Annotated in this window: 22 protein-coding genes and 1 tRNA gene; 4 read left to right on the top strand and 19 right to left on the bottom strand. The window is 67.1% G+C overall.

The window, feature by feature from the left end:
* Positions 1 to 32: 32 nt before the first annotated feature.
* The 10 genes from E3T61_RS04515 to nrdD form a co-directional block, all read right to left on the bottom strand.
* Complete coding sequence (locus tag E3T61_RS04515; protein WP_166793142.1) at positions 33 to 950, bottom strand: N-acetylglucosamine kinase; 918 nt, start codon at positions 948 to 950, stop codon at positions 33 to 35.
* A gap of 125 nt (positions 951 to 1,075) precedes the next feature.
* A complete protein-coding gene (locus E3T61_RS04520; protein ID WP_134639706.1) occupies positions 1,076 to 2,185 on the bottom strand; it encodes a substrate-binding domain-containing protein in 1,110 nt (369 codons plus the stop codon).
* Positions 2,186 to 2,312: 127 nt separating this feature from the next.
* On the bottom strand, positions 2,313 to 3,623 hold the full coding sequence (gene mmsB / locus E3T61_RS04525) for a multiple monosaccharide ABC transporter permease (RefSeq protein WP_134639875.1): 1,311 nt from the start codon (positions 3,621 to 3,623) through the stop codon (positions 2,313 to 2,315).
* A gap of 38 nt (positions 3,624 to 3,661) precedes the next feature.
* Positions 3,662 to 5,182 (bottom strand): multiple monosaccharide ABC transporter ATP-binding protein, encoded by a 1,521-nt coding sequence (gene mmsA, locus E3T61_RS04530; protein ID WP_134639876.1) that lies wholly within the window; start codon positions 5,180 to 5,182, stop codon positions 3,662 to 3,664.
* A 144-nt stretch (positions 5,183 to 5,326) separates the two neighbouring features.
* Positions 5,327 to 6,505: an ROK family transcriptional regulator gene (locus E3T61_RS04535; protein ID WP_134639707.1), complete on the bottom strand. Its 1,179-nt coding sequence runs from the start codon at positions 6,503 to 6,505 to the stop codon at positions 5,327 to 5,329.
* Positions 6,506 to 6,575: 70 nt separating this feature from the next.
* Positions 6,576 to 7,379, bottom strand: coding sequence for a heliorhodopsin HeR (gene heR / locus E3T61_RS04540; protein WP_134639708.1), 804 nt, complete (start codon positions 7,377 to 7,379; stop codon positions 6,576 to 6,578).
* Between the two features lie 66 nt (positions 7,380 to 7,445).
* Complete coding sequence (locus E3T61_RS04545) at positions 7,446 to 8,456, bottom strand: TerC family protein (RefSeq protein WP_134639709.1); 1,011 nt, start codon at positions 8,454 to 8,456, stop codon at positions 7,446 to 7,448.
* A 174-nt stretch (positions 8,457 to 8,630) separates the two neighbouring features.
* Positions 8,631 to 9,920: an endo-1,4-beta-xylanase gene (locus E3T61_RS04550; RefSeq protein ID WP_134639710.1), complete on the bottom strand. Its 1,290-nt coding sequence runs from the start codon at positions 9,918 to 9,920 to the stop codon at positions 8,631 to 8,633.
* Positions 9,921 to 10,052: 132 nt separating this feature from the next.
* Positions 10,053 to 10,655: an anaerobic ribonucleoside-triphosphate reductase activating protein gene (gene nrdG, locus E3T61_RS04555; protein ID WP_134639711.1), complete on the bottom strand. Its 603-nt coding sequence runs from the start codon at positions 10,653 to 10,655 to the stop codon at positions 10,053 to 10,055.
* A 9-nt stretch (positions 10,656 to 10,664) separates the two neighbouring features.
* Positions 10,665 to 12,914 carry an anaerobic ribonucleoside-triphosphate reductase gene (gene nrdD, locus E3T61_RS04560; protein ID WP_241992385.1) on the bottom strand — a complete coding sequence of 750 codons (2,250 nt, stop codon included), beginning with the start codon at positions 12,912 to 12,914 and terminating at the stop codon, positions 10,665 to 10,667.
* Between the two features lie 294 nt (positions 12,915 to 13,208).
* On the opposite strand from nrdD, the gene E3T61_RS22255 reads away from it, so the two are divergent.
* Positions 13,209 to 14,372 carry a haloacid dehalogenase type II gene (locus tag E3T61_RS22255; RefSeq protein WP_134639712.1) on the top strand — a complete coding sequence of 388 codons (1,164 nt, stop codon included), beginning with the start codon at positions 13,209 to 13,211 and terminating at the stop codon, positions 14,370 to 14,372.
* 7 nt (positions 14,373 to 14,379) lie between these two features.
* Here E3T61_RS22255 and E3T61_RS04570 read toward each other — a convergent pair whose 3' ends face one another.
* Both E3T61_RS04570 and dcd read right to left on the bottom strand, forming a co-directional pair.
* Positions 14,380 to 14,901 (bottom strand): hypothetical protein, encoded by a 522-nt coding sequence (locus tag E3T61_RS04570; RefSeq protein ID WP_134639713.1) that lies wholly within the window; start codon positions 14,899 to 14,901, stop codon positions 14,380 to 14,382.
* A 106-nt stretch (positions 14,902 to 15,007) separates the two neighbouring features.
* Complete coding sequence (dcd, locus tag E3T61_RS04575) at positions 15,008 to 15,601, bottom strand: dCTP deaminase (protein ID WP_134639714.1); 594 nt, start codon at positions 15,599 to 15,601, stop codon at positions 15,008 to 15,010.
* 69 nt (positions 15,602 to 15,670) lie between these two features.
* On the opposite strand from dcd, the gene E3T61_RS04580 reads away from it, so the two are divergent.
* Positions 15,671 to 15,744, top strand: a tRNA-Gly gene (locus E3T61_RS04580).
* A 22-nt stretch (positions 15,745 to 15,766) separates the two neighbouring features.
* On the opposite strand, the gene E3T61_RS04585 is transcribed toward E3T61_RS04580, so the two are convergent.
* Positions 15,767 to 16,858, bottom strand: coding sequence for a Gfo/Idh/MocA family protein (locus E3T61_RS04585; protein ID WP_134639715.1), 1,092 nt, complete (start codon positions 16,856 to 16,858; stop codon positions 15,767 to 15,769).
* Positions 16,859 to 16,921: 63 nt separating this feature from the next.
* Entirely contained in the window at positions 16,922 to 17,893 is a 972-nt protein-coding gene (locus tag E3T61_RS04590; protein WP_134639716.1) for an aldo/keto reductase, read from the bottom strand.
* A 119-nt stretch (positions 17,894 to 18,012) separates the two neighbouring features.
* Between E3T61_RS04590 and E3T61_RS04595 the strand changes: the two genes are divergently transcribed.
* Positions 18,013 to 18,489, top strand: coding sequence for a MarR family winged helix-turn-helix transcriptional regulator (locus tag E3T61_RS04595; protein ID WP_134639717.1), 477 nt, complete (start codon positions 18,013 to 18,015; stop codon positions 18,487 to 18,489).
* Between the two features lie 41 nt (positions 18,490 to 18,530).
* Here the strand turns inward: E3T61_RS04595 and E3T61_RS04600 are convergent, their stop codons facing one another.
* The 3 genes from E3T61_RS04600 to E3T61_RS04610 form a co-directional block, all read right to left on the bottom strand.
* Positions 18,531 to 19,898 (bottom strand): glucose-6-phosphate dehydrogenase, encoded by a 1,368-nt coding sequence (locus E3T61_RS04600; RefSeq protein WP_134639718.1) that lies wholly within the window; start codon positions 19,896 to 19,898, stop codon positions 18,531 to 18,533.
* 48 nt (positions 19,899 to 19,946) lie between these two features.
* Positions 19,947 to 20,597 carry a GPP34 family phosphoprotein gene (locus E3T61_RS04605; protein WP_134639719.1) on the bottom strand — a complete coding sequence of 217 codons (651 nt, stop codon included), beginning with the start codon at positions 20,595 to 20,597 and terminating at the stop codon, positions 19,947 to 19,949.
* A 116-nt stretch (positions 20,598 to 20,713) separates the two neighbouring features.
* On the bottom strand, positions 20,714 to 21,478 hold the full coding sequence (locus E3T61_RS04610) for a phosphotransferase (protein WP_241992386.1): 765 nt from the start codon (positions 21,476 to 21,478) through the stop codon (positions 20,714 to 20,716).
* A 144-nt stretch (positions 21,479 to 21,622) separates the two neighbouring features.
* Between E3T61_RS04610 and E3T61_RS04615 the strand changes: the two genes are divergently transcribed.
* Entirely contained in the window at positions 21,623 to 21,862 is a 240-nt protein-coding gene (locus E3T61_RS04615) for a hypothetical protein (protein ID WP_134639720.1), read from the top strand.
* Positions 21,863 to 21,903: 41 nt separating this feature from the next.
* On the opposite strand, the gene E3T61_RS04620 is transcribed toward E3T61_RS04615, so the two are convergent.
* Positions 21,904 to 22,722: a cation-transporting ATPase gene (locus tag E3T61_RS04620; protein WP_241992387.1), complete on the bottom strand. Its 819-nt coding sequence runs from the start codon at positions 22,720 to 22,722 to the stop codon at positions 21,904 to 21,906.
* Between the two features lie 112 nt (positions 22,723 to 22,834).
* Entirely contained in the window at positions 22,835 to 24,010 is a 1,176-nt protein-coding gene (locus E3T61_RS04625; RefSeq protein WP_134639722.1) for an epoxide hydrolase family protein, read from the bottom strand.
* Between the last annotated feature and the right edge of the window lie 36 nt (positions 24,011 to 24,046).

Raw genomic sequence — 24,046 nt, forward strand, 5'->3', positions numbered from 1 at the left:
TCGAGGGCCATCAGCGGTTCACCGTGCGGAGGCTACGCGACCTCGGCGCGGGTGATCCGCAGGCGCAGAGCGCTGTGCTCACCCACAGCGGGGAGCCGGGCCGCGCCATCGAGCGGATCGGAACTGCCGATCCTCACCACGGCGGCCGGCAGCGCTGCGTGCACCCGCTCCTCGAATTCTCGAGCCAGCGCGGTCGAGCGGAACACGCCGCCGATCCCTCGCACCTGCGGCACGTCGGCGGTGTCCTGGCCGACTCGGCGCAACCCGGTCAGGGCGGCGTGGGCGAGTTCCTCGGCGGCCGCTGCGATGATCCGCGCCGCAACAGCGTCGGTCGCGGCGAGCTCGGCAACGGGGGTGGCGTAGCGGGCAATCCGGCGCACGCGCTCGTCGTCGGCCTGCAGTTCGATGTAGGCGTCTTCGAGCGCGGGGAAGTCGGCGAGTACCACCGGGGAGAGCGCCGTTTCCGGCCCGCGCCCGTCGTAGGCACGCATCACTGCCTCGAGTGCGGCCCGCCCGATCCAGTAACCGCTTCCCGCATCACCCATCAGGTACCCCCAGCCGTCGATGCGCGCAACGTCACGCTCGCCCACCGCCAGCGACACGACGCCCGTACCGGAGGCCACAACCACGCCGCACTCGTCGTCAAGGGCACCGAGATACGCCGTGATGGAGTCGTGGGCCAGAGTGAGCGAGCGCGCGCCGAGCGGGGCCGCGTCGGCGAGGAGCGATTGTGCGTCGGCGGCACCGTCGGTGAGTCCTGAGACGCCGATGCCGATCCGTGTAGCCACGCCCCCGCGGCGTGCCGCGTCGGCGAGCACCGCGGACAGCTGCGGCATCAGGGGCAGGTCGGTTCGGATGCCGGGTCCCGTCCACTCCCGGACGGCTCCACCGTCGGTGTGGCGAATCTTGATGCCCGACTGCCCGGCATCGATGGCGAGAATACTGCTCATGGGTGGCATGTTGCCTATCATCTCGTGATTCATTGAGCTGGGCCGCGGGGATGCCCGATCGTGGGTGCTCTCACAAAACCGGCCGGCCCCGCGGGGCCGGCCGGTTTCGCTGTGACCAGGGTCCGCTACTTGGTGAGCGCGACCAGGTCGGGGTTCTCGGCGTACGCCTCGGCGGCGTTGTCCTTGGTGACGATGACCGGCGAGAGCAGGTCGGCAGGGACGATCTTGTTGCCGTTGTCGTACGACTCGGTGTCGTTGACGGTGGGCTCGTCACCGGCCTGCAGGGCGGTGGCCATGGCGATGGCTTCCTTGACCAGCGCGCGGGTGTCCTTGTAGATGGTCGAGTACTGCTCGCCGGACATGATCAGCGGGATGGACGCCGCTTCGGAGTCCTGACCGGTCACGACGGGGAGGACAGCCTGTCCGGCATCCTTCACCGAGGTGATGATGGCGCGGGCCAGGGTGTCGTTCGGCGACAGGACGCCGTCGACGGCCTCGGCCTGGTAGGTACCCTGCATGAGGGTGTCCATGCGGCGCTGGGCGTTCTCCGGCTTCCAGCCGTCGGTTGCCGTCTGGGCGATGTCGGTCTGGCCGGAGACGATCTTCAGGGTGCCATCGTCGATCTTCGGCTGCAGCACGTCCATGGCGCCATCGAAGAAGACCGCGGAGTTCGAGTCGTCGGCGGAGCCGGAGAAGAGTTCCACGTTGTAGGTGGTCTTGTCCGGGAACTTCGCCGCCATGCCGTCGAGGAGGGCCTGACCCTGGAGCTGGCCAACCTTGAAGTTGTCGAAGGCCACGTAGTAGTCGACGTCGTCGGTGTTCAGGATGAGACGGTCGTACGCGATGACGATCGCGCCGGCGGCCTTGGCGTCGGCCACCTGGGTGCCGAGCTGCGCGCCGTCCTTGGCGCCGACGATGATGACCTTGGCACCGTTGGTGACCATGGTCGAGATCTGCTGCTGCTGGTCGGCGACAGCGTTGCTGGCACCGGCGTACTGCACGTCGCCTTCGAATCCGGCGTCGGCGAGCCCCTGCTCGAACAGGCTGCCGGCCAGAACCCAGTTCTCACTGGTCTTGTCCGGGAGGGCGACACCGATGAGCGAACCGGCGTCGAAGCCGCTGGCGGCTTCCTCGGTCCCGGCCTCGGCACCGCGACCGGTGTCGGAGGAACAGCCGGTGAGGCCGAGTGCCGCGACGGCCATGATGGCTGTCGTGGCGAAAAGGATCTTCTTCATTGGGATCTCTTTCTTTTTCTATGTGTGGTGCTGTGAGTGGTGCTGAAGGGTGGTGCTGTGGATGGTGCTGTGGGAAGTGCTGGTCGCCCGCCGAGCGGCTACGCGCGGCGGAGACTCAGCGTGGAAGCTAATTCTTGAGGTCGGCCGGCACCACGGTGTCGGGGGTTCCGCCACCCGGGGAGACCTGGGTCGATGTGGGCTCCTCGGCCAGCTTCTGGCCGCCCCGACCGCCCTGGTTCCGCGTCATGAGTCCGATGATCGACGGGCGTCCCTGCGACTTGTTGAAAACGTCGACGCCCACGGCGATCAGGAGGACGAGGCCCTTGATGATCTGCACGAGGTCGGACGAGATGCCCTTGAGCGCCAGTCCGTTCGACAGCACAGCCATCACGAGTCCACCGATGATGGAGCCGGCGACGGTGCCGATGCCGCCCGAGACCGCGGCACCGCCGATGAACACGGCGGCGATCGCGTCGAGCTCCCAGCCGGTGCCGTCGAACGGGCCGGAGGCCTGAGAGCGGGCGACGAAGATCATGCCGGCCAGCGCGGCCAGCACCGACATGTTCATCATCACGAAGAAGTTGACCCGCTTCGAGTTGACGCCAGACAGCTCGGCAGCGTGCTTGTTGCCGCCGACCGCGTAGATGTGCCGGCCGATGGTGGTGCGGTTCGTGAGGAACGAGTACGCCACGACGAGCACGGCGAGGATGATGCCGGAGACCGGGAAGCTGGTGCCGACGCGGCCGGTGGCGAACAGGTAGGCGGCCACCAGGACCACCCCGCCGAGAACGACGACGCGGGCGACGCTGGTCCAGGCCGGCGCGGACGTCGCTCCCATCACCGCACGGGTGCGGCGTCCGCGCACCTCGAGGCCGATGAGGATCAACACGACGACGATTCCCAGGAGCATGGTGAGGTTGTTCACGCCCAGGTTGGGGCCTAATTCGGGCAGGTAACCCTTGCCGATGACCTGGAACCCCGCGCCGACCGGCACAGTGGCCGAGTCGCCGATGAACTGGTTGCCGCCGCGCCAGATGAGCATGCCGGCCAGCGTCACGATGAACGCCGGGACCCCGATATAGGCCACCCAGAACCCCTGCCAGGCGCCGATGAGGCCACCCACGACGAGGCCGAGGATGATGGCGGCCCACCACGGAAAGTTCCAGTCCTTCATGGCCAGGGCCACGATGATGCCGGTGAAGGCCGCGACCGAACCGACCGAGAGGTCGATGTGGCCGGCGATGATCACCATCACCATGCCGATCGCCAGGATCAGGATGTAGGAGTACTGCTGCACGATGTTGATGATGTTGCCGGGCTGGAGGGTCTTACCGCCCGTCCAGAGCTGGAAGATGATGATGATCGCGACGAGGGCGCCGAGGATGCCGAACTGCTTGAGCGAACCACCGCCGCCGAACAGACTCTTCAGGTCACGGATGTCGAATCCGCTGCGCTTGTCAGTAACGGGTGCACTCATTACGCGACTGCTTTCTGTGAGGAGGAGGTCATGCTCCGCATGAGGGTTTCGGGATCGGCCTGGGCGACCGGGAGTTCGTTGGTGATCTTGCCTTCGAAGATCGTGTAGATGCGGTCGGAGACACCGAGGAGCTCCGGCAGCTCTGACGAGATCATGATGATGCCCGTGCCCCGAGCGGCGAGGTCGCGGATGATCTGGTACACCTCGGCCTTGGCACCCACATCGATGCCGCGCGTCGGTTCGTCCAGGATCAGCAGGTCGGGATCGGTGAACATCCACTTGGCCAGCACAACCTTCTGCTGGTTGCCGCCGGAGAGCTTGGTCACCCCCTCTTCTACGGTGGGCGTCTTGATACGCAGGCTCTTGCGGTACTGCTCGGAGACCTGCGCCTCCTCGAGCTCGTTCACGACGACGCCGCGAGAGATCTTGCTGAGCTTGGCCGAGACGATGGACCGCTTGATGGTGTCGAGCAGGTTGAGGCCCAGGGACTTGCGGTCTTCACTGACGTAGGCGATCCCGTGCCCGATCGCCTCGGCGACGGTACGGAGTTTGATCTCCTCGCCGTCCTTGAAGACCTGGCCGGAGATGAACTTGCCGTAGGAACGGCCGAACAGGCTCATCGCCAGCTCGGTGCGCCCGGCGCCCATGAGGCCGGCGAAGCCCACGACCTCACCGCGGCGAACGGTGAAGCTGGAGTTCTTCACCACCAGGCGCTCTGCGGTGAGGGGGTGCTGCACGGTCCAGTCGCGCACCTCGAAGAAGACCTCGCCGATGGTGGCGGTGTGTTCGGGGAACCGATTGCCCAGCGTGCGCCCGACCATGCCGCGGATGATGCGGTCTTCGTCGACCCCGTCCGCCACCACGTCGAGGGTTTCGATGGACTTGCCGTCGCGGATGATGGTGATCTGGTCGGCGATCTGCTCGATCTCGTTGAGCTTGTGGGAGATCATGATCGACGAGATGCCCTTGCCCTTGAGGCCGCGGATCAGGTCGAGCAGGTGCTGCGAGTCGCTCTCGTTGAGGGCGGCGGTGGGCTCGTCCAGAATGAGCAGCTTCACGTTCTTGTTCAGCGCCTTGGCGATCTCCACCAACTGCTGCTTGCCGACACCGATGTTCTTCACCTGGGTGTCCGGGTCGTCATCGAGCCCGACCCGGGCGAGCAGTTCGACAGCCCGGCGCTGGGCGTCGACCCAGTTGATGATGCCGCGGCGGCCGGGCTCGTTGCCGAGGAAGATGTTCTCGGTGATCGAGAGCTCGGGGATGAGCGCGAGTTCCTGGTGGATGATGACGATGCCGGCGGCCTCGCTCTGCTTGATGTCGCGGAAGCGCACCACCTGGCCTTCGTAGACGATGTCGCCGTCATAGGTGCCGAAGGGGTACACGCCGGAGAGCACCTTCATCAGCGTGGACTTGCCGGCCCCGTTCTCGCCGCAGATCGCGTGGATCTCTTCGGCCCGCACGGTGAGTGACACCTTGTCGAGCGCTTTGACACCCGGGAATTCCTTGGTGATGGACCGCATCTCCAGGATGGTGGGGTGAGCGTTGTGAGCTGTCTCCACGTCTGACCTCCTCGTCTGACCAGGCCTTGTTGAGCGGCCCTGATCTGAACGCTAGACCTAGAGAACCGTTGTCGTCAACTTGTTAACGCAAGGACTTGGCAACGATCAGCTAACGGTGGGTTTGATCCCCGCCTGTTGCAGCACGAGAGCCGCGCCACCGAGCGCTTCGGCCCGCTCCCCCAGCGACGACATCACCAGGTCGGTGGTCTCCATGATCATCGGCACTGCATAGCGCTGGAGTGCGCTGCGGATCGGGCCGAGCAGCATTTCGCCCAGCCCGGTCAGCGGGCCGCCGACGATGATGGTGTGCGGGTTGATGAGGTTGGTGATCGCGGCGATCGATCGGCCCACGGCCAGGCCGGCCTCTTCCACCACCCGGATGGCGCGCTCGTCGCCCTCGAGGGCCAGCCGCACGATCTCCTTCGTGCGCACCGGGCGGTCGAGGGTGCGCGAGAGCAGTTCGATCATGATGGTGGTGGAGGCCACTGTCTCGAGGCATCCGCGGTTGCCACAGCGGCACAGCAACCCGTGCTCGTAGATGGGGGTGTGACCGATTTCCCCGGTCAGACCGATATTTCCGGCGTATGGCACGCCGTTCAGAATCAACCCCGCGCCGATTCCAGTACCCACCTTGACGAACACGACAGTGGGGGTGCCTGCATGTGATCCCCAGGTAACCTCGGCGAGCGCGCCCAGGTTCGCGTCGTTCTCCAGATACACCGGCAGCTCGAAGATCTCCTCGACCATGCCGACGGTGACGCCCACCCACTCGGGCAGAATGGCGCCGTCGACCACGGTGCCGGTGCGCCGGTCGATCGGGCCGGGCACTCCGACGCCGACACCGAGCACCGACGTGCGCGACACCCTGGCGTGGTTCAGGGTCGAGGTGAGCAGGTTGGCCGCGATGTCGAGCGCCTCGGCCGCGGTGTACCCGGCGGGGATCTCGATCTCCTTCTCTGCGATCACCCGGTAGTCGAGCGTGGCCACGATGATGCGCACGTGGCGGCGCCCGAAGTCGATGCCCACCGAGACCGCACCGTCGGTCGAAGACAGGCTCACCAGCTGGGCTCGCCGGCCGGAGCTCGTGGTCGGCGACGTCGCGACCAGACCGAGGTCGACGAGCACCTTGACAATGTTCGAGACGGTCGCGGTAGAAAGCCCGGTGGCACGGGCAATTTCAGCCTGCGTCGTTGGTCCGCCGGAGACTGTGGAGAGGATTCGTTGCTGGTTCGAGAGCCGCAGGGCGCTCTGCGACCCTGGATTGCTGCGTTGGCGCACCGGCATGTATACAAGACTGCAGCATTTCGCTGGTGTCGTCAATAATTGAACGCAATCGGGGGGTCCCGCGCAAGGCTCAGCTGGCGATCGCCGGGATGATGGCGCCGGAGAAGACCTGCCAGGCCAGTGCCGTCTTGGCCACGAGGCTCAGCGTGATGTAGGTGCGTTCGCCCTGCAGGTAGCTCTTCCACTTGCCCACCTGCTTGTACTGCAGCCACTGGTTGATGGCGAAAGTGTTGAAGAACACGAACAACGAGATCACGATGCCGACCACGAAGCCGGGGGCCGCCACGTCACTGGCGCTGCCGGGCCGCAGGAAGTAGATCAGGATCAGGATCCACGGAACGATGCCGACCATGGAACCGAAGATGAAGGGCAGCATCCCACCCGACCCCGGCTGCTCATATTTCTCCTGCAGAGCACCGAACATGATCATGGCCGCGTTGACCGCGAAGACGGCGCACAACGCTCCGATGTCGGTGACGCCGTTGATCGCCAGGATCAGCCAGATCATGATCGATGAGCTCAGGGAGTACTCGACCCAGCGAAAGTAGTTGTGATTGTTCAGGAGCCCGGTCTTGTAGCGGTTGAAGAACCAGGGGCTCGAGATCAGGAAGTGGAAGAAGGCGCTCAGCGCGAGGAAGGCGACCACGCCGACACCGATGTTCACTTCGAAGAGCGTGACCCGTTCCGGCGGGATCGGCACCCCGGGCGGGCCGGCCAGGTAGTCCGTGGTGACGGCGAACAGAACCTGCGAACTGAGCATTGTGAGGATCACCGCGAACAGGATGGCCTGAACCAGGTGCAGGCTGCCGGCGACGATGTTGTAGATTCGCAGCCGATCGATCTGCTGGTCCGCTGTGTAGTCCCTCTTGGCCATGGGTCAGCTCCTTTGCATCCCGTGGGCGTCATGCGCCCGTGTGGTCATCTTGGCAGTTCCCGCAGGCTATCGGGGCCGCCGGGCGGCCACCGGGCTGAGGTTGGCCACCTCCTCCGGTGTGGCATCGCGAAACAGCTGGGCTCCGGTCGGCTCGACCGCTCGCCGTCCTTGCCCGCGGGTGGCGATGAGACTGGCGCCAACCGCCGTGGCAAGGATCACGATGATGACCGTCAGCGAGACGGTGGTGGGGACCTTGACCAGGTCGTGCAGCGCCATTTTGACGCCGACCCAGATGAGGATGGCGGCCAACCCGATCTTGAGGTAGATGAAGCGGTGGATGAGATCGGCCAGCAGGAAGTACATGGCGCGCAGTCCCAGGATGGCGAAGGCATTCGCGGTGAACACCAGGAACGCCTCATCGGTGACGGCGAAGATCGCGGGGATCGAGTCGATGGCGAAAATGATGTCGGTGAATTCGATGAGAACCAGCACCGCCAAGAGCGGTGTCGCCACGAGTACCCCTCCGGTTCTCACGATGAGCCGCTGCCCGTAGAACGTGTCGGTCATCGGCACGACACGGCGGAAGGCGCGGTAGATGCGCGAGTGGGTGGGGTCGGCGTGTTCGTTGCGGCGGCGCAGCATCTGAATGCCGGTGACCACCAGGAGGGCGGCGAAGACGTAGAGGATCCATCCGAAGCTCTCGATCAGCGTGGCGCCCGCGGCGATGAAGATGCCACGGAACACCAATGCACCCAGCACGCCGAGGAAGAGGATGCGGTGCTGATACTTGGCGGGCACGCCGAAGCTGGCGAAGATGATGGCCCACACGAACACGTTGTCGATGGCCAGCGACTTCTCGATGAGGAAGCCAGCGAAGTACTGCTGCCCCAGCTCGCCGCCGAAGAGCAGCCAGATGATCACGCCGAAGCTGACCCCCGAGGCAACCCAGAAGATCGACCACCCGGCCGCTTCCCTCACGCCGATGACGTGGGCGGTGCGATGGGCGAGCAGGTCGATGGCCAGCATCACAAGGATGACGGCGAAGACGGAAAGCCAGGCCCAGAGCGGAACGTTCATGGTGATAACCCTTCCGAGAGGACGCACGCTGCGTCGTCTCGGAGGTCTTTCCCGCTCGGGTCGAGCTCACATCACCGAGCCGAGGGGCTGTACTGGCGACGATGTGATTCGGGGATACTCCCCTCCTGAGACCAATCAGATCATGGGTTTTCCCGACCGGTCAAGAGGCCAGGATCAGAATCCGCTGAGTGCCGCCGGCACCGTGTCCAGCCTGACGTTCACCGAACCGGCACCGGCCTCCAGGTCCACCTCCGCCGACCCGGCCGGGGTCTCGAGTCGATACCGACCAGCGAAGCCGCGCACCAACACGACACCGTCGACATCCGTCGTCGCGCGCGTCTCGGGGTACCACCACTCGCCGCGCACCAGCGCCTGCAGCGCGTCGTATGCGGGCTTCTTGCTGCCGTCCCGGCGGATCAGACCGGACGGAGCCCCGAGCCACGCCCCGTGATCGGTGAGGCCCCAGTAGGTCAGCGACTCCACCGCGGGGTGCGACACCACCGTTCGGTAGTGGCGCACGATCTCGTCGGCCTGGCGGGCCTCCCCCTCAGGTGTCGACGGCCACGACTCCGGCTGGTAGTCGTTGAGATCGACGATATGTGACGGCATCAGGTCGCCGGACAGCAGCGTCGTTTCGGTCAGTTGCAGGGGAAGTCCGAACCGGGCGAACCGTTCCAGGATCCCCCACACCTGCTCTTCGCCCCGGTAGCCCTGATGCATGTGGGTCTGCAGTCCGATCGCGTCGATCCGGATGCCCGCCGACAGGCAGTCGTCGATCAGCCTTTCGTAATCGGCGGAGAGGTCGAAGTCGTTGAGCACCAGCCGGGCGTTCGGGTTCGCGGCCCGCGCCTCCTCGAACGCCAGCCGCACCATTCCCACCTGGCCGCGGCGCTGGGCGAGCCGGGTCACGGCGTTGTCCTCGGCAGTGAAGTCCGGCAGGATCACGACCTCGTTGATCGCGTCCCACAGGTCCACAACACCCGCGAAACCGGTGACCTCGCGGCGGATTCGCTCACGGATGGCCGCTTCGACCTCCGTGTCGTCGAGCTCGAGCAGCCACTCCGGGGCCAGGGTGTGCCACACCAGCGGGTGCCCCTTGACGGTGACCCCGCGCGCGGCGAACCACTCGGCCGTGCGGCGGAGACGCTTGGTGTCAGGCCGGCCGCGCTCCGGCTCGAAGCCGCGCCAGTAGAAGGGCAGCGTCATGGTGTTGAACAGGCCCAGCCAGTCTTCAGCCAGGGCTGCAGGGTCCGGCGCCGGCTGGCCACCGAACCCGTCCGACGCGTGTGCCCCACCAGAACGCGAGGGCCCGCCGAGCCAGTCGATGAAGTCGAAGCCGATGTTGCCGAATCCGAACGCCTGCCGGGTCTGTTCGACGGAGACCGTGCTGTCGGCAACGGGCCGGCCCAGCGAATCGACCAGGCGAACGCGTGCATCCGCACAGCGGTGGGTGAGTTCAGGCACGACGGTGTCCTTAGGTACGGGGGCGATCTCCCTGAAACCTACAGGCCAGTGCCCGAGCAGCCCAGGCTTTTCGGCGCACTTTCGAGGTGTGGGCACGGCGTCGGGCGGCTCCCGCTGCACCGGGCGCGAGCGCTAGATCAGCGGGCGCTTCTCCACCTGCTCGTAGCTCCGGCTGGCGTCGACCCGGGCCGCCCAGAGCACGGTCCGGCCGGTGACCAGGGACTTCTGCACATCGATGATGCGCTGGTTGCTGCTGCCCCGGAACTGCAGCCGCAGGTCCTTCAGCGCCTCATCGAACGGGCCGTCCACGAGCACGTCGATCAGGCCGAGCAGTTCGAGCTTGTCCGGGCTGTCCTGCAGCAGCTCCTCGAAGATGTAGCCGGTCCACGACCAGATGTCCTTGGCCCGGCCGAACTCCGCACGCACCCGGCGGGCCAGCGACAGGCACACCCCGGTGTTCAGGAACGGTTCGCCGCCGAGCAGGGTGAGGCCCTGCACGTACGGCTGGGCGAGGTCGGCGAGGATCCGGTCTTCGAGCTCAGTCGTGTACGGGGTGCCGTAGCGGAAGTTCCAGGTGGCCCGGTTGAAGCAGCCTTCGCAGGCGAACAGGCATCCGCTCACGTAGAGGCTGCAGCGCACGCCCTCACCGTCGACGAACATGAACGGCTTGTAGTCGCCGACGAAGCCCTGGCTGAGCTTGTCGGCGAGCCACTCGCCGGGTTGCGGATGACGCATGTCGGTTTCCTAGTGCGAGCCGCTGCTGCCGGTGGCGCCGGCCATGTGCTTGACCCTGGAGACGATCTCCTGGTGGCGGCCGTGCACCATCGGGCGGGCCTGCGGGTTACCGAGGTAGCCGCAGGTGCGCTTGACCACGTCACAGCTGGCCGGGTCGTCGTTGCCGCAGTCGGGGCAGGCGAAACCGCGGTCGGTGGGGGTGAAGTCGCCGGCGAAGTCGCACTTGTAGCAGCGGTCGATCGGGGTGTTGGTGCCCAGGTACCCCACCCGGTCGTAGGCGTAGTCCCACACGGCCTCGAGGGCCTTGGGGTTCTGCTGCAGCACCGGGTACTCGCAGTAGTGGATGAAGCCGCCGGAGGAGAACACCGGGTAGTCCTTCTCGAAGTCGAGCTTCTCGAACGGAGTGGGGTTCTTGCGCACGTCGTAGTGGAAGCTGTTGGTGTAGTAATCCTTGTCGGTGATGTTCTCCACCGAGCCGAACTTAGCCTTGTCGAGGCGGGAGAACCGGTCGGTCAGGCTCTCGCTCGGGGTGGAGTAGACGCTGAACTGGTAGCCGTATTCGGCGGTCCACGCCTTGGTGTGTGCGTCGAGAGACTTGAGGATGTCGAGGGTGAACGCCTTCGCCTCGGCATCACCCTCCCAGGCACAGCCGAAGAAGGCCGCGGCCACCTCGTAGAGGCCGATGTACCCCAGCGACACCGTGGAGCGGCCGTCCTTGAAGAGGGTGTCGACCGAGTCGGTGCGCGCCAACTGCTGGCCGAACGCTCCGTAGACGTAGAGGATCGGGGCGTTGGCGGGGGTCGCCTGCTTGCACCGTTCGATGCGGTAGACCAGGGCGTCGCGGGTGATGGCCAGGCGTTCCTCGAGGATGCTCCAGAACTTGGCCTGGTCGCCGGCGGCCTCCAGTGCGATGCGGGGCAGGTTCACCGTCACCACGCCCAGGTTCATCCGGCCCTCTGCGACGTCGTTGCCGTCGGCGTCGGTCCAGCCCTGCAGGAACGAGCGGCAGCCCATCGGAACCTTGAAGCTGCCCGTGATGTCGACGAGCTTGTCGTAGCTGAGCACATCCGGGTACATCCGCTTGGTCGAGCACTCCAGGGCGAGCTGCTTGATGTCGTAGTTCGGGTCGCCCTCGGCGAGGTTGAGGTCGCGCTTGAGGGTGAAGATCAGCTTGGGGAAGATTGCGGTGCGCTTCTCGCTGCCGAGACCGTCGATGCGGATCTGCAGGATGGCCCGCTGGATCTCCCGTTCGAACCAGTCGGTGCCCAGGCCGAAGCCGAGCGACACGAACGGGGTCTGGCCGTTCGAGGTGAACAGGGTGTTGATCTCGTACTCGAGGCTTTGCATCGCGTCGTAGATGTCCTTGCGGGTCTTCTCCTCCGCATAGGCAGTGTGCAGGGTCTCGTCGCCGATCCACTTCTGGGCGTCGGCGAGGTGCTTGGCGAAGTTGGCCCTGGCGTAGGGGGCCAGGAGCTCGTCGGTGCGGTTGGCGGAGCATCCGCCGTATTGGCTGGACGCCACGTTGGCGATGATCTGCGAGATCTGCGCGGTGGCGGTCTGGATGGAGCGGGGCGGCTCCACGTCGGCGTTGCCGATGCGGAAACCCCGGCTGAGCATGCCGGCGAAATCGATCAGGCAGCAATTGGTCATGGGCGCGTACGGGCTGTAGTCCAGGTCGTGGAAGTGGATGTCGCCCTTCTGGTGGGCGTTCGAGACGTGGGAGGGCAGCATCTTGTGGCCGATGGCCTTGCCCACGGCCCCGGCGGTGAGGTCGCGCTGGGTGTTGAAGACGTCGCTGTCTTTATTGGCGTTCTCGTTCACCACGCTCGAGTCCTTGCTGAGCAGGTTGATGATCGAGTGGTTGATGTCGGTGGACTTGCTCCGGGCGAAGTCGCGCTGGGTGCGGTAGCCGATGTACTTCTCGGCGAGGTCGTACTCGTGGCTTTCGAGCAGCGCGTGCTCCACGATGTTCTGCACCTCGTAGATCTTGATGTCGGTGGCGAAACGGCCGGCGATCTCCCGGTTGACGGCGACGACGATGTCGCCGATCGCGCGGTGCACCAGCGGCGTCATCTCGCGGTGGATCTCCACCGCCGCCTTGACCAGGGCCTCGTAAACCTTGGTGTCATCGAAGTCCACCCGGCGGCCGTCGCGTTTGACGACCCGGATGGTTTTGGGTGCCGGCGCCGGCGTGGTCTGGTCGACGACGTCGTCGCGGGTGGCGGGGATCTGGGCCGGGGCGCTGATGGGTGAATTCACGCTCTCAGCATAGGGACGGGACTACCCGGAAATCACTACATTTGGGTGGCCTTGGTCCCAAGTGCCGCTATATGTAGTGGTTGTGTCGTGCGGATGGCCGGAAAGACGCCACGCGATCCGGTCCCGGTTTCGGGTGCACATTTGTGCATCTCCGACGCCTCGGCGTGTCTACCCTGACGCCCGGGATCCACAAGATCGCGGGCGCGATCGATACCGGATATCCGCCAGAGCGGCAAGGATGGAAGGGGCGGGCGCCGGCCGCGTGAGACCCACTGAACGGAAGGAACCGAGCCCATGACCCGCACCACCCCGACCGTGATCGTCTTCGATGTCAACGAAACCCTCTCGGACATGTCGGCCATGAAGGCCAGGTTCGTGCAGGTCGGCGCGCCGGCCCACCTCGCCTCGGCGTGGTTCGCGACGCTGCTGCGGGACGGTTTCGCCCTCGCAGCGGCGGGCGGCACGGCGTCGTTCTCGGTGATCGGCTCCGAGCTACTGCGTCAGGTGCTGCGCGATGTGCCCCTCATGCGCGAGCCCGACGAGGCCGTGGAGCACATCATGGCCGGGTTCGGGCTGCTCGAGCTGCACTCCGATGTGCCCGAAGGCGTGCGCGCCTTGACCGGCACCGGCATGCGCCTGGTCACGCTGTCGAACGGATCTGCCGAGGTGGCCCGGTCGTTGCTGGCCTCGGCCGAGCTCGACGGCCACTTCGAGGCGCTGCTCAGCGTCGAGGACGCCGGGGCGTGGAAGCCGATGCGGGCCGCCTATGACTACGCGGCTGCGGCGTGCGGCGTGCGCCCGGCCGAGCTGCTCCTCGTGGCTGTGCACCCCTGGGACATCCACGGGGCCGCAGAGGCCGGCCTGGCCACCGCCTGGCTGAACCGCGGCGGCGATACCTACCCGAGCTACTTCACGGCCCCCGACTACACGGTGACCCGGCTGGCCGAGCTGGCCACTCTGCTGGCGGATGCGCCGGCGTCGGCACCTGCAGATCCGGGGGCGGTCGACTCCGCGGACCCGGCCGAGGGCCTCGTCGTGGTGACCGAGGGCGGAACGGGCGGCTACGCCCAACAGATCACCGTGGGCCCGCACCGGCTCACCGCCGACGAGCCCCAGCCCATCGGCACCGACACCGGGCCGTCCCCCTACGATCTGGTCCTGGCCGGCCTCGGCGCGTGCACCTCGATGACCGTGCGCATGTACGCGGAGCGCAAGAAGTGGCCGCTGGAGAAGGTCACCGTGACCCTCCGGCACCACCGGGTGCACGCCAAGGACTGCGCCGACTGCGAGACCGTGGTCGGGCAGATCGACCACATCGAGAGGCTCCTCCACTTCGAGGGGGACCTCGATGAGGATCAGCGTCAGCGGCTGGCCGAGATCGCCGACAAATGCCCCGTGCACCGCACGTTGCACTCGGAGATCATCGTGCACACCACCGTCGCGGACGCATCCGAATAAGGGTCGGTCAGTGCACGCGCACGGCTTCGTTGTGCTCCACAAGGTGCCAGGTGGCGCCCTCGTCGTCGCTCACCCAGCCCTCCCAGGTGTAGCCGTCCTCGGTGATCGAGGTGAAGTTCCAGCGCACCGGGCGACCGTCGGTGCCGGTGCCGTCCTGGCGCAGCCCGTTGCGGTACGGGGTGGCGACCAGGTGGCAGTACTCGCCGAGGGTCGGGGCGAAGTAGCTCACCCGCCAGGCGCCGGCCAACTGGTCGTAGACCCGCACGGCGGTCGCCACCGTCTCAAAGCCCGACGGATGCGTGTCGCTGGACACGATCTCCACGTCCTGCACGGCGCGCCCGTCGAGGATGAACTGCACGATCCAGGTGAAGTCGCGTTCGGTCCACTCCCCCGTGGCCTCGTCGAGCCGGCTGCCGTGCGCGGCCCAGGTGCCCACGAGCTGGCCGAATCGGCGCATACGCCCGGGGTACTCCGGGGTGGGACCGTCGGCGATCAGCGCCTCGGCAAAGCGGGACTCTGAGGTGGTCATACCTCGATTTTACCGGGCGCACGTAACACGCGCGTGAACAGGGTGTTCCACATCCCGCGAACTGTGACTTAAGCACCTAAAAACGCGCCCGAAAAGGGCTTTTCTCTCAGTTCGCGAGGGGTTCTGTCGTGTCGGTGCGGTGGAAGTTCAGGTGCGAGCGGGAGGCGGTGGGGCCGCGCTGGCCCTGGTAGCGGGAGCTGTAGGCGGCGGAGCCGTAGGGGTTCTCGGCCGCGGAGCTGAGCTGGAAGAAGCACAGCTGGCCGATCTTCATGCCCGGCCAGAGCTTGATCGGCAGGGTGGCCACGTTGCTCAGCTCCAGGGTGACGTGCCCGGTGAAGCCGGGGTCGATGAAGCCGGCGGTGGAGTGCGTGAGCAGTCCCAAACGGCCGAGCGAGCTCTTGCCCTCGAGCCGGGCGGCCACGTCATCGGGCAGGGTGACAGCCTCGAAGGTGGCGCCGAGCACGAATTCGCCCGGGTGCAGGATGAAGGGTTCGTCACCCTTGGCCTCGATCAGCCGGGTCAGTTCGGGCTGGTCCTCGGCCGGGTCGATGAACGGGTACTTGTGGTTGTCGAACAACCTGAAGAACCGGTCCAGCCGCACGTCGATGCTCGACGGCTGGATCATGTCTGGGTCATAGGGGGCGAGCGCGATTCGTTCCGCGTCGATCTGGGCCTTGATGTCACGATCCGAGAGAAGCACGCTGCCAGCCTATCGGCGCAAGTCTTGATAGGCTGGCACGGTTCCATGCGGCTTCGGCGGCCTGGACGCGCGGATGTAGTTCAATGGTAGAACTTCAGCTTCCCAAGCTGATAGCGCGGGTTCGATTCCCGTCATCCGCTCCAGTCACCTTCACACCGCCCCTGCTCACTGTCGGACGCCCGTTGTCGCGGCCCGCTGGATGCGCGCGACCAGGCGGCTGTTGTGCGCGGCGCGATCGAATCCCGGGGTCTCATGCGTCCCGTTCCGGATGTCGCGGGCCAGGCTGGCGTACACCTCGCCGACGTTGATCGAGGCGCCGTTCCAGATGGCTGCCGCGGTCGGACCGGTGCCGTTCGCAACCGGCGCATCGGGCGCGGTGAAATCCACGCTCGACGTCAACGTCAGGTCACCGACCTGCACGCCCGCCGGGTGGTTGCCGGTCAGCCTCAGCCAGCCTTTCGAGCCACGCACCTGCAGGTCGAAAACGGCGTCCGGCACCGGGACGCCGGCCAGGATCTGGATGTTGACCGACGCCCCGGAGGCCGTCTTGACGATCGCGTCCAGGTGATCCGGGACCTCGCGGACGGTGGTCTCGCCGGTGTCGGCAAGCATGACCTCCGGCCAGAGGAGTTCCGTGCGCGCATCAATGTCGGTGATGTCACCGAGCACGGTCTCGACGATCTGCAGGACGTGACCGACTGCGATCTGCATGAAGCCGGCGCCCGCCGCGGCCTTGTCGAAATACTCGTACACGCTCATCGACTCCGGACCGTTGCCGAAAGTCGTGCCTGTGACCCGTGCCGAGAGCACCTGGCCGAGACCTCCCCCGGCGATGATCTCTGCCGCGCGCCGCACGGAAGGATTGAGCGCGCCCTGCAGGCCGATGGCGGTGTGCAGGGATCCGGCGGCGGCTGCCATCTCCTCGGTTTCCTCGAGTGTTGCACCCAGCGGGGACTCCGAGTACACCGCCTTGCCCGCCGCGAGTGCCGCAAGGACAAGGTCGCGATGGGCGGGGACCTTCACCGCGACGGTGATCACGTCGATGGAGGGATCGGCGATCATCTCCAGCGGGTCGGAGAACCAGCGCTCGGCGCCGAAAGCCTCGGCTGCGGCTCGGGCACTCTCCTCGTGGCGCGTTGCCACTGCCGCCAAGACGAGGTCAGGTTGTGCGGCCAGTGCCGGGATGTGAGAGGCAGATGCCCAGCTCGCCTTGGTGTCGGCACCGATGATGCCGACCCGAATCTGGTGTCCTGTCATGATGTTCCGTTCCATTCTTGTGATGTGTGCGTGGTGTGGTGTGGGGTGTGTCGGGCGCGACCGTCAGCGGTTGACGGTCGTCATGTCGCTCTCCTGGTGGCGCTGACCGGAAGGGGCCTGCACAGCGTCCAGCCGGGCGAGCTGCTCCACCGTCAGGTGGACGTCGACCGCTGCTGTGTTCTCTTCGACCCGCGGGATCTTGGTCGTGCCCGGGATGGGGGCGATGTCTTCGCCCTGGGCGAGCAACCAGGCCAGGGCGACCTGTGCCGGGGTCGCGCCGACCTCTGCGGCAATGGCCTGCACCTCGTCAGCGATGTGCAGATTGCTTTCCAGGTTGCCGCCGGTGAAGCGCGGATTGGTGCGTCGCCAGTCGTTGGCGTCCAGGCCGTCGAGCGAGCGGATGTGACCGGTGAGGAATCCGTGTCCGAGCGGGGCGTAGGGCACCAAGCCGATCCCGAGCTCGCGCAGCACGGGGAGAACCTCGGCCTCCGGATCACGCGTCCACAGCGAGTACTCGGACTGGACCGCAGCCACCGGGTGCACAGCATGTGCGCGGCGGATCGTCGTGGCGCTTGGCTCGCTCAGCCCGATGTGCAGGACCTTTCCGGCAGTGACGAGCTCGGCGAGCGCCCCGATGGTCTCCTCGATGGGGGTGTCCGGGTCCACCCGGTGCTGGTAGTACAAATCGATGTGGTCTGTTCCGAGTCGCCTCAGCGATCCCTCAACGGCGAGACGGATGTTGGCCGTCGTGCTGTTGAGGCCGGAGTGACCGGTGTGTGACACAGTCCCGAATTTGGTGGCGAGGACGACGTGGTCACGGCGTTCCCGCACCGCCCGGCCGACCAGTTCCTCGTTGATGAACGGGCCGTACGCCTCGGCGGTGTCGATGTGGGTGACCCCGAGGTCGAGGGCGCGATGGATCGTGCGGATGGAGCTGTCGTCCGCCTGTCTGGCGCCGGTGTAGAACGCGGACATCCCCATGGCGCCGAAGCCGATGCGTGAGACCTGGAGGTTGCCTAGCTTGATGGTGTTCATATCTCATCCCGTCCTGGTGGGGCGCCTGTCTGCGAGCGTCGCGTCAAGCCGCCCAACTTGATGTGTCAACAACTACCACATGCGAACTTGATGCGTCAACAACACGGTAGAGTGATGGCATGAACGAACTGGGTACGAGATGGCTGCGGGCCGATGAGCGGGACGCCTGGCTCGCCAACTCCGCGTTGATGATCAGCCTGCCGGCGGCACTCGATGCACGGATGCAGCGCGAGTCCGGAATGACGTTCTTCGAGTACATGGTCCTCTCCGTCCTGTCCGAGGAGCCCGACCGGACAATGCAGTTGAGCCACCTGGCCGCCCGCACATCGTCATCGCTGTCGAGGTTGTCTCACGTGGTCGGCCGGCTGGAGAAGCGCGAGCTGATGTCCCGCGCGCGTATCCCCGGTGCGGGCAGGCGCACCAGCGCAACCCTGACCGATGCCGGCCTCGCGGAAGTCGTGGCCGCCGCCCCCGGGCATGTCGCAGCAGTCCGTGAATACCTGATAGACCGGCTCGAACCCGACGAGCTGGCAGTCTTGAGCCGCATCGGGAGTGCGGTCGATGCCGCCATCAGAGCCGCACCGGACGTCAGCTGATTTTCGAGCCGGCAGCCCGTAGCTTCTGACCCCGCTCGGGCTCAGCCCCAGTGGGACGGGCCCGCACTGCCCGCCGGGTACTCGTCGAGCGGCACTCCGCCCTCTTTCCACGCCTCCAGGATCGGGCTGATGATCCGCCAGCACTCCTCGGCGACGTCCCCGCGAACCGAGATCGATGGGTCGCTGGTGAGGATGCCGGCGAGAACCTCACCGTAGGCATCCAGCTGCCCGGCACCGAGCTCGGTCTCGAGGGACACCGTCTCGAGGGTGAAGGGATCGCCCTCGCCGTTCACGTTGATGTCGAGCTTCACCCCGTTGGGGCCGAGCGCGATGTGCAGCTTGGTGGGGGCGGTGGGGCCGGTGAGCCCGACGGGCAGGTGCGGCACGGGTTTGAAGGTCACGACGATGTCCTTGCGCGTGTCATCGAGGGCCTTGCCAGAGCGCAACACGATGGGAACCCCGGCCCAGCGCCAGTTGTCGACGGCGAGGGTGATCTCGGCGAGGGTCTCGGTTTCGAGCGCCGGGTCGACGCCCTTCTCGTCGGCGTAGGAGGGCAGGTCGCGGCCGTCGATCGTGCCGGCGGTGTACCGGGCGCGACGGGCGACCAGGTGCGGCTCGCCCGGCCACAGGTGGGTCGCGCGCAGCGCCTGCGCCATGGCCCCGCGCAGGTCGTCGGAGTCCAGGGTCGACGGCGGTTCCATGGTGGCCAGGGCCAGCACCAGCAGCAGGTGGCTCTGGATCATGTCGACGAGCGCGCCCGCCTTGTCGTAGTAACCGGCGCGACTCTCCAGGCCGAGTTTTTCGTCGTAGTGGATCTCGATCTTCTCGACGTTGTCCGCGTTCCAGTTCTGCTCGAAGATCCGGTTGGCGAAGCGCAGGCCGAGCAGGTTCAGCACCGTGGACTTGCCGAGGAAGTGGTCCACCCGGTGAATCCTCGACTCGGGCACGAGGCGCGAGACCAGGCGGTTGAGGGCGATCGCGCCGGCCAGGTCGGTGCCGAACGGCTTCTCCAGGGCGAGCGAGGTGCCCTCGGGGAGCTCGATGGTGTCCAGCGCACGGCAGCTGGCCTCGGTCACGGCCGGCGGCAGCGCAAAGTACAGGGCGGGCGCGGTCTCGCATTCGTCGAGGACGCGGCGGAGATCCTCGGCGTCGGTGGCATCGGCGACGACGTAACGGCTGCGGGAAACGACCGCTTCGGTGGCGTCAGGGGCGGCCCCGCCCTTGGCGAAGGCGGTGCGGAGCAGCTCCTGCCACGCATCCGGCGTGATCGTCGCGTTGCTCGCCCCGATCAGCTCAAGGTCGATGTCCCGGTCGGCGGCGAGCAGCTGGCCGAGGCCGGGCAGGAGCAATCGGGTGCTCAGGTCCCCGCCCGCGCCGAAGATGACCAGGGTCTTGCGGTGTAGAGGCATTGTTCGAACCTAGTCGAACGACCCCCGGGAAGGGGACATTCGGCGCAGTCAGACCGCGGAGCCGGAGGCGATGTACAGCGCGCTCAGGGCGCCGCGGGCGGTGATGCCGACGTTCTCGGGGTAGTCGGCGAGCACCGGCGGCCGTCTCTGGCCGGGCTTGGGGGTGAACCCCCAGGCCGAGTGCTGCCGGATGTCCAACAGCACGGTGGCCCGCGGGTCCTCAGCCGACGGCGCCCGGTCGATGCGGGCCATCAGGTCCTCCCGCAGCGCCAGGTCCAGCGGTTCAAGGTGACTGCCGCGATCCCGCATGGTGCCGTTCGTGGTCAGTGCCCCGCGGGCCACCAGGCTGGCGGTGGTCGCTTCCGACACGACGGCCCAGAGCGCGGTGACGGCGGGGTAGATCTTCCACGGCTTGCCGCGCTCGACGAACGCCTGAAGAACCGCGTCGAGGGGCCCGTTTCCGGTCGGGGACGCATCCACCAGGGTGAGTTTCGCGTTCGACGACGGACCGAAACGAGACCTCGTGGCGACGAGCCGTCCTCGAAAGGCCAGGTCGATGAGTGCGGCGACCGCGATGTCCATCGACCCGAAGCGGAGTTGACCGGACATGGCGGGCAGGGCCAATTGCAGCTCTTCGGGCAGGCTCAGCTCGGTGGTGCGCGTCAGATCGGGGATCGTGCAGACGTTGACATCTGTCATGGGCGAACTCCTTCGGTAGGCGCGGGTGCTGAGTCACTAGATACAACGCACCGACGTGCCGTCTATTCCCTATCCGGCGGCAACCCTTCAGTTGTGATGCCCCTCCCCGGTGGCCGTCAGCCGTTCCAGGCGGCGAGGAACGCGGCGTCGCGGGCGTACTCCTCCGCTTCGTCCAGCAGGTGCGGCTTGCCCAGCTCGTCGGCCTTCAACCGAGACATCTCGGCCAGGTCGTGCAGGCGGATGATCGCGACCCGCAGCACATCCGCCCAGGTCGCATCCGACCCGTAGGCGTCGAGGATCAGCTGGGTGCGCCGACGGGCGTGCTCCATGCCGGGCGCGGTCGGCGGGGTCGTGCCGGTGAGCGGCACCGACCGGGTGGCGAAATAGGCGAGGTCCCAGAGACGGGGTCCCGGTGAGCACATGTCGAAGTCGATCGCGCCGATGAGGTGTCCGTCGGCGAACGCGAGGTTGTGCGGGGCGAAGTCGTTGTGGCAGATCACCTCACTGGGCACCTTCGCGCGCGACTGCCAGATCCGGTCATCCAGCGCGAAGCCGATGCTGGCATCGTGCAGCTGGCGCAGGAACTGGGCGCCCTCGGTCAGCAGACGCTCCGCCCACACCCACTCGGGCAGCGGGTACACCGGCACATCCCCGTCGATGAAGGTCAGCCGCTCGCGGTCGCCTTCCACGCCGAGCGGTCGCGGTGCCCACGTCACGCCGGCCAGGGCGAGGTAGTCCAGGTAGGCGTGCACGGTGGGGGTCCAGGGGCCACCGGTGCGCAGAACGGTGTCGCCATCCCGGCTCACCTCGTTCATATTGCCGCCGGCCAGGATGATGGGCGGCATGGCGGGCGGGATGACGGTCGGGCGTTCCGCGTTCATCCGCTCAGGCTACGCGACCGGGTACCGCGACCTAGGTCGCGGCCCCGCAGAAGAGGCTGAAGAGTCAGTACAGGCAGATTCCCCGGTTGGGGGGCCGGTCGTGGGGCAGAATGGGCCAACGAGTACCTGCGAGCGGAGAACAGCATGAGCAACAACACCCAGGACGAACCGGTTCAGGACCAGAACAGCACGACCGAGAACGACAAGGTGGCGGGCATCCTGCAGCAGCAGGAAGCCGACCTGGCCGGCCATGACGAGGCGCAGGTGCTGGCCGCGTTGCGTCAGCGTTTCGCCGACGGCGGTCACGAGGTGGCCGACGATGTCGTCGCGGAGCACGCCCGTCGCATCGCCGGCATGGAGCCGAACAGGTTCTCCCAGGAGTAAGCACCTCGAGCCCCGGGTGTGCCGGGGCTCGAGGCGCGCGGTCAGCTCTCCCGGCCGAAGAACCGGCCCAGGTCGCCCAGCCCCGGGATCTCGAAGTTCGAGGCGAGGTCGGAGAGTGCGGGCGCTTCGACGTTTGAGCCGAGCTCGCTCAACTGGTCGCCCGCCGCGCCGGCGTAGTCCTCGGCACCCGCGGTGAGGTCGCCCAGGCCGCCGGCCAGGTTCTCGAAGTCCACGCCGAGCCCGGCGGCCTGGTCGAGGATCGGTGCGGCCACACTGCTGAGCACGGCGCCACCGGCCACGGCGGCGAGCAGGCCGCCGGCCGCTCCCAGACCGGCGCCGGCGACCGCGCCGACCCCCACTCCAGCAAGGGCGCCGGACCCGCCGCGCCCGGTGGACTTGGCGAACAGCCCGCGCAGAAAGCCGGGGTTGTGAGCCTCGCCGCGGGCTGCGGCGCGTGCCAGGTCGCCGGGGGCGGCGGATGCGGGGTGTTCGCTGGCCGGCAGCTCCGCGCGCAGGTCGGCGTTCACCTGGTCACGCTGCGCGGGAGTCAGCCGGGCGAACGCATCCCGGTGCACCTGCTCCAGCTGCTCGGGCTGCGCGGTCTTGAGAAGGTAGTCGTAGCGGGCGATGGCCGCCGCGTCGTCAGGGTTGGCGGGGCGCACTCCTGCGGCCGGCTGGGCTGGTGCCGGGCTCTGCCGGGCAGCGGATGCCGGCTGCGGGGCCCGCGTGGACGGGGCGGCGGCAGCTCGGGAGTCGCCGGTGACCTTGTCGGCGGCGGCGCGCACGACGGCGCGCCAATCCGCGTTGCCGGAGCCGTTGGCCGATGACTGCCCCGACTTGTCGAGGGCTTTTGATGCCATGTTCAGAATGCGCTGGAAATTGCTCACAGGAGGCCCTTCAATTTGGCTGGAGTACCAGTTTTCCTGATTTCACCTGAGCAAACCCTCCTAGCCGACCGGGTGAATCAGCGCCCTACCGGCCCCGGTAGGGGCGGAAGAAGTCGCGCAGCTCTCTGGCGTAGAGCTCGGGCTCTTCGAACGCGGCGAAGTGGCCGCCGCGGGCAGGTTCGGTGGCGCGCACCACATTGGCGGTGCGTTCGAGCCAGGCCAGGGGTGGGCGCACCAGGTCGGCGGGAAACAGGGCGAACCCCGACGGCACCTCCACCCGGCGGGCGAGTTGGGCAGGCGGGATGGCGGCATTCGCGGCGTACATTCGCATAGACGAGCCGATCGTGCCGGTGAACCAGTAGATGCTGAGGTTGGTGAGAATCTCGTCCCTGCTGAAGGCACTCTCCACGGTGCCGTCGTTGTCGCTCCAGGCACGGAGTTTCTCGACGATCCAGGCGGCGAGCCCCGCCGGGGAATCGGTGAGCCCCACCGCGATGGTCTGTGGTTTGCTGCGGTGCATCGCCGCGTAGGCGCCCTCCGCCACTGCCCACTCCGCGCCGGAGTGCAGCCAGGCGCGTTCCTCCGGAGCCAGATCGGCGGGATCGCCCTGATAGTGCGGCAGACCCGCATCGGTGCGGTGCACGGCGACCACCCGGTCGGGATGGTCCAGCGCGAGATAACGGCTGACGTGACTGCCCAGGTCGCCGCCCGCCGCGCCGAATCGGGCGTAGCCCAGCCCGGTCATCAGTTCGGCCCAGAGCCCGGCAACGTCGATGGAGGTAAGCGGGTCGCCGGTGGGGATGTCGGAGTAGCCGAAGCCTGGCAGGTCGGGCACCACCACGTCGAACGCGTCGGCGGGATCGGCGCCGTGCGCGCCCGGGTCGGTGAGCAGCGGGATCACCTTGGCGTAACGCCAGAACGAGTCCGGCCAGCCGTGGCTGAGCACCAGCGGTAGCGCGGGCGCGACCGGGGTGGCGGCTCGGGCATGCACGAAGTGGATGCCGAGGCCGCTGACGTCCGCCCGAAACCGCGGAAGGCGGTTGAGCGCGGCCTCCTGCGCGGGCCAGTCGAAGCCGTCCGCCCAATAGGCGACCAGCTCGCGGAGAAACGCGACATCGGTACCGAGCGACCAGCCGGCGCCCGCCGGTGCATCCGGCCACCGGGTGGCACGCAACCGCGCCCGCAGGTCGTCGATCGCTGCGGGCAAGGTCACGGGTGAGAACGGGATGGGCCGCAGGGTGGCATCCGCTGTGGGAGTCATGCCCGCAAAACTACCGGGAAGAACCGACACACAGAA

Source organism: Cryobacterium lactosi, from assembly GCF_004403945.1.
GTDB lineage: Bacteria > Actinomycetota > Actinomycetes > Actinomycetales > Microbacteriaceae > Cryobacterium > Cryobacterium lactosi.

What these genes read in the sequence shown, in the direction of transcription:
- E3T61_RS04535 (WP_134639707.1), bottom strand. Translation starts at nt 6,505, where the DNA reads ATGCCGGTGCGCCAACGCAGCAATCCAGGGTCGCAGAGCGCCCTGCGG.
- E3T61_RS04620 (WP_241992387.1), bottom strand. Translation starts at nt 22,722, where the DNA reads ATGGCATCAAAAGCCCTCGACAAGTCGGGGCAGTCATCGGCCAACGGC.
- E3T61_RS04625 (WP_134639722.1), bottom strand. Translation starts at nt 24,010, where the DNA reads ATGACTCCCACAGCGGATGCCACCCTGCGGCCCATCCCGTTCTCACCC.
- E3T61_RS04520 (WP_134639706.1), bottom strand. Translation starts at nt 2,185, where the DNA reads ATGAAGAAGATCCTTTTCGCCACGACAGCCATCATGGCCGTCGCGGCA.
- mmsA (WP_134639876.1), bottom strand. Translation starts at nt 5,182, where the DNA reads ATGCGGTCCATCACCAAGGAATTCCCGGGTGTCAAAGCGCTCGACAAG.
- E3T61_RS04605 (WP_134639719.1), bottom strand. Translation starts at nt 20,597, where the DNA reads ATGACAGATGTCAACGTCTGCACGATCCCCGATCTGACGCGCACCACC.
- nrdG (WP_134639711.1), bottom strand. Translation starts at nt 10,655, where the DNA reads ATGCGTCATCCGCAACCCGGCGAGTGGCTCGCCGACAAGCTCAGCCAG.
- E3T61_RS22255 (WP_134639712.1), top strand. Translation starts at nt 13,209, where the DNA reads ATGACCCGCACCACCCCGACCGTGATCGTCTTCGATGTCAACGAAACC.
- E3T61_RS04515 (WP_166793142.1), bottom strand. Translation starts at nt 950, where the DNA reads ATGAGCAGTATTCTCGCCATCGATGCCGGGCAGTCGGGCATCAAGATT.
- heR (WP_134639708.1), bottom strand. Translation starts at nt 7,379, where the DNA reads ATGGCCAAGAGGGACTACACAGCGGACCAGCAGATCGATCGGCTGCGA.
- E3T61_RS04590 (WP_134639716.1), bottom strand. Translation starts at nt 17,893, where the DNA reads ATGAACACCATCAAGCTAGGCAACCTCCAGGTCTCACGCATCGGCTTC.
- E3T61_RS04600 (WP_134639718.1), bottom strand. Translation starts at nt 19,898, where the DNA reads ATGCCTCTACACCGCAAGACCCTGGTCATCTTCGGCGCGGGCGGGGAC.
- E3T61_RS04595 (WP_134639717.1), top strand. Translation starts at nt 18,013, where the DNA reads ATGAACGAACTGGGTACGAGATGGCTGCGGGCCGATGAGCGGGACGCC.
- E3T61_RS04570 (WP_134639713.1), bottom strand. Translation starts at nt 14,901, where the DNA reads ATGACCACCTCAGAGTCCCGCTTTGCCGAGGCGCTGATCGCCGACGGT.
- E3T61_RS04545 (WP_134639709.1), bottom strand. Translation starts at nt 8,456, where the DNA reads ATGAACGTTCCGCTCTGGGCCTGGCTTTCCGTCTTCGCCGTCATCCTT.
- E3T61_RS04615 (WP_134639720.1), top strand. Translation starts at nt 21,623, where the DNA reads ATGAGCAACAACACCCAGGACGAACCGGTTCAGGACCAGAACAGCACG.
- E3T61_RS04610 (WP_241992386.1), bottom strand. Translation starts at nt 21,478, where the DNA reads ATGAACGCGGAACGCCCGACCGTCATCCCGCCCGCCATGCCGCCCATC.
- E3T61_RS04585 (WP_134639715.1), bottom strand. Translation starts at nt 16,858, where the DNA reads ATGACAGGACACCAGATTCGGGTCGGCATCATCGGTGCCGACACCAAG.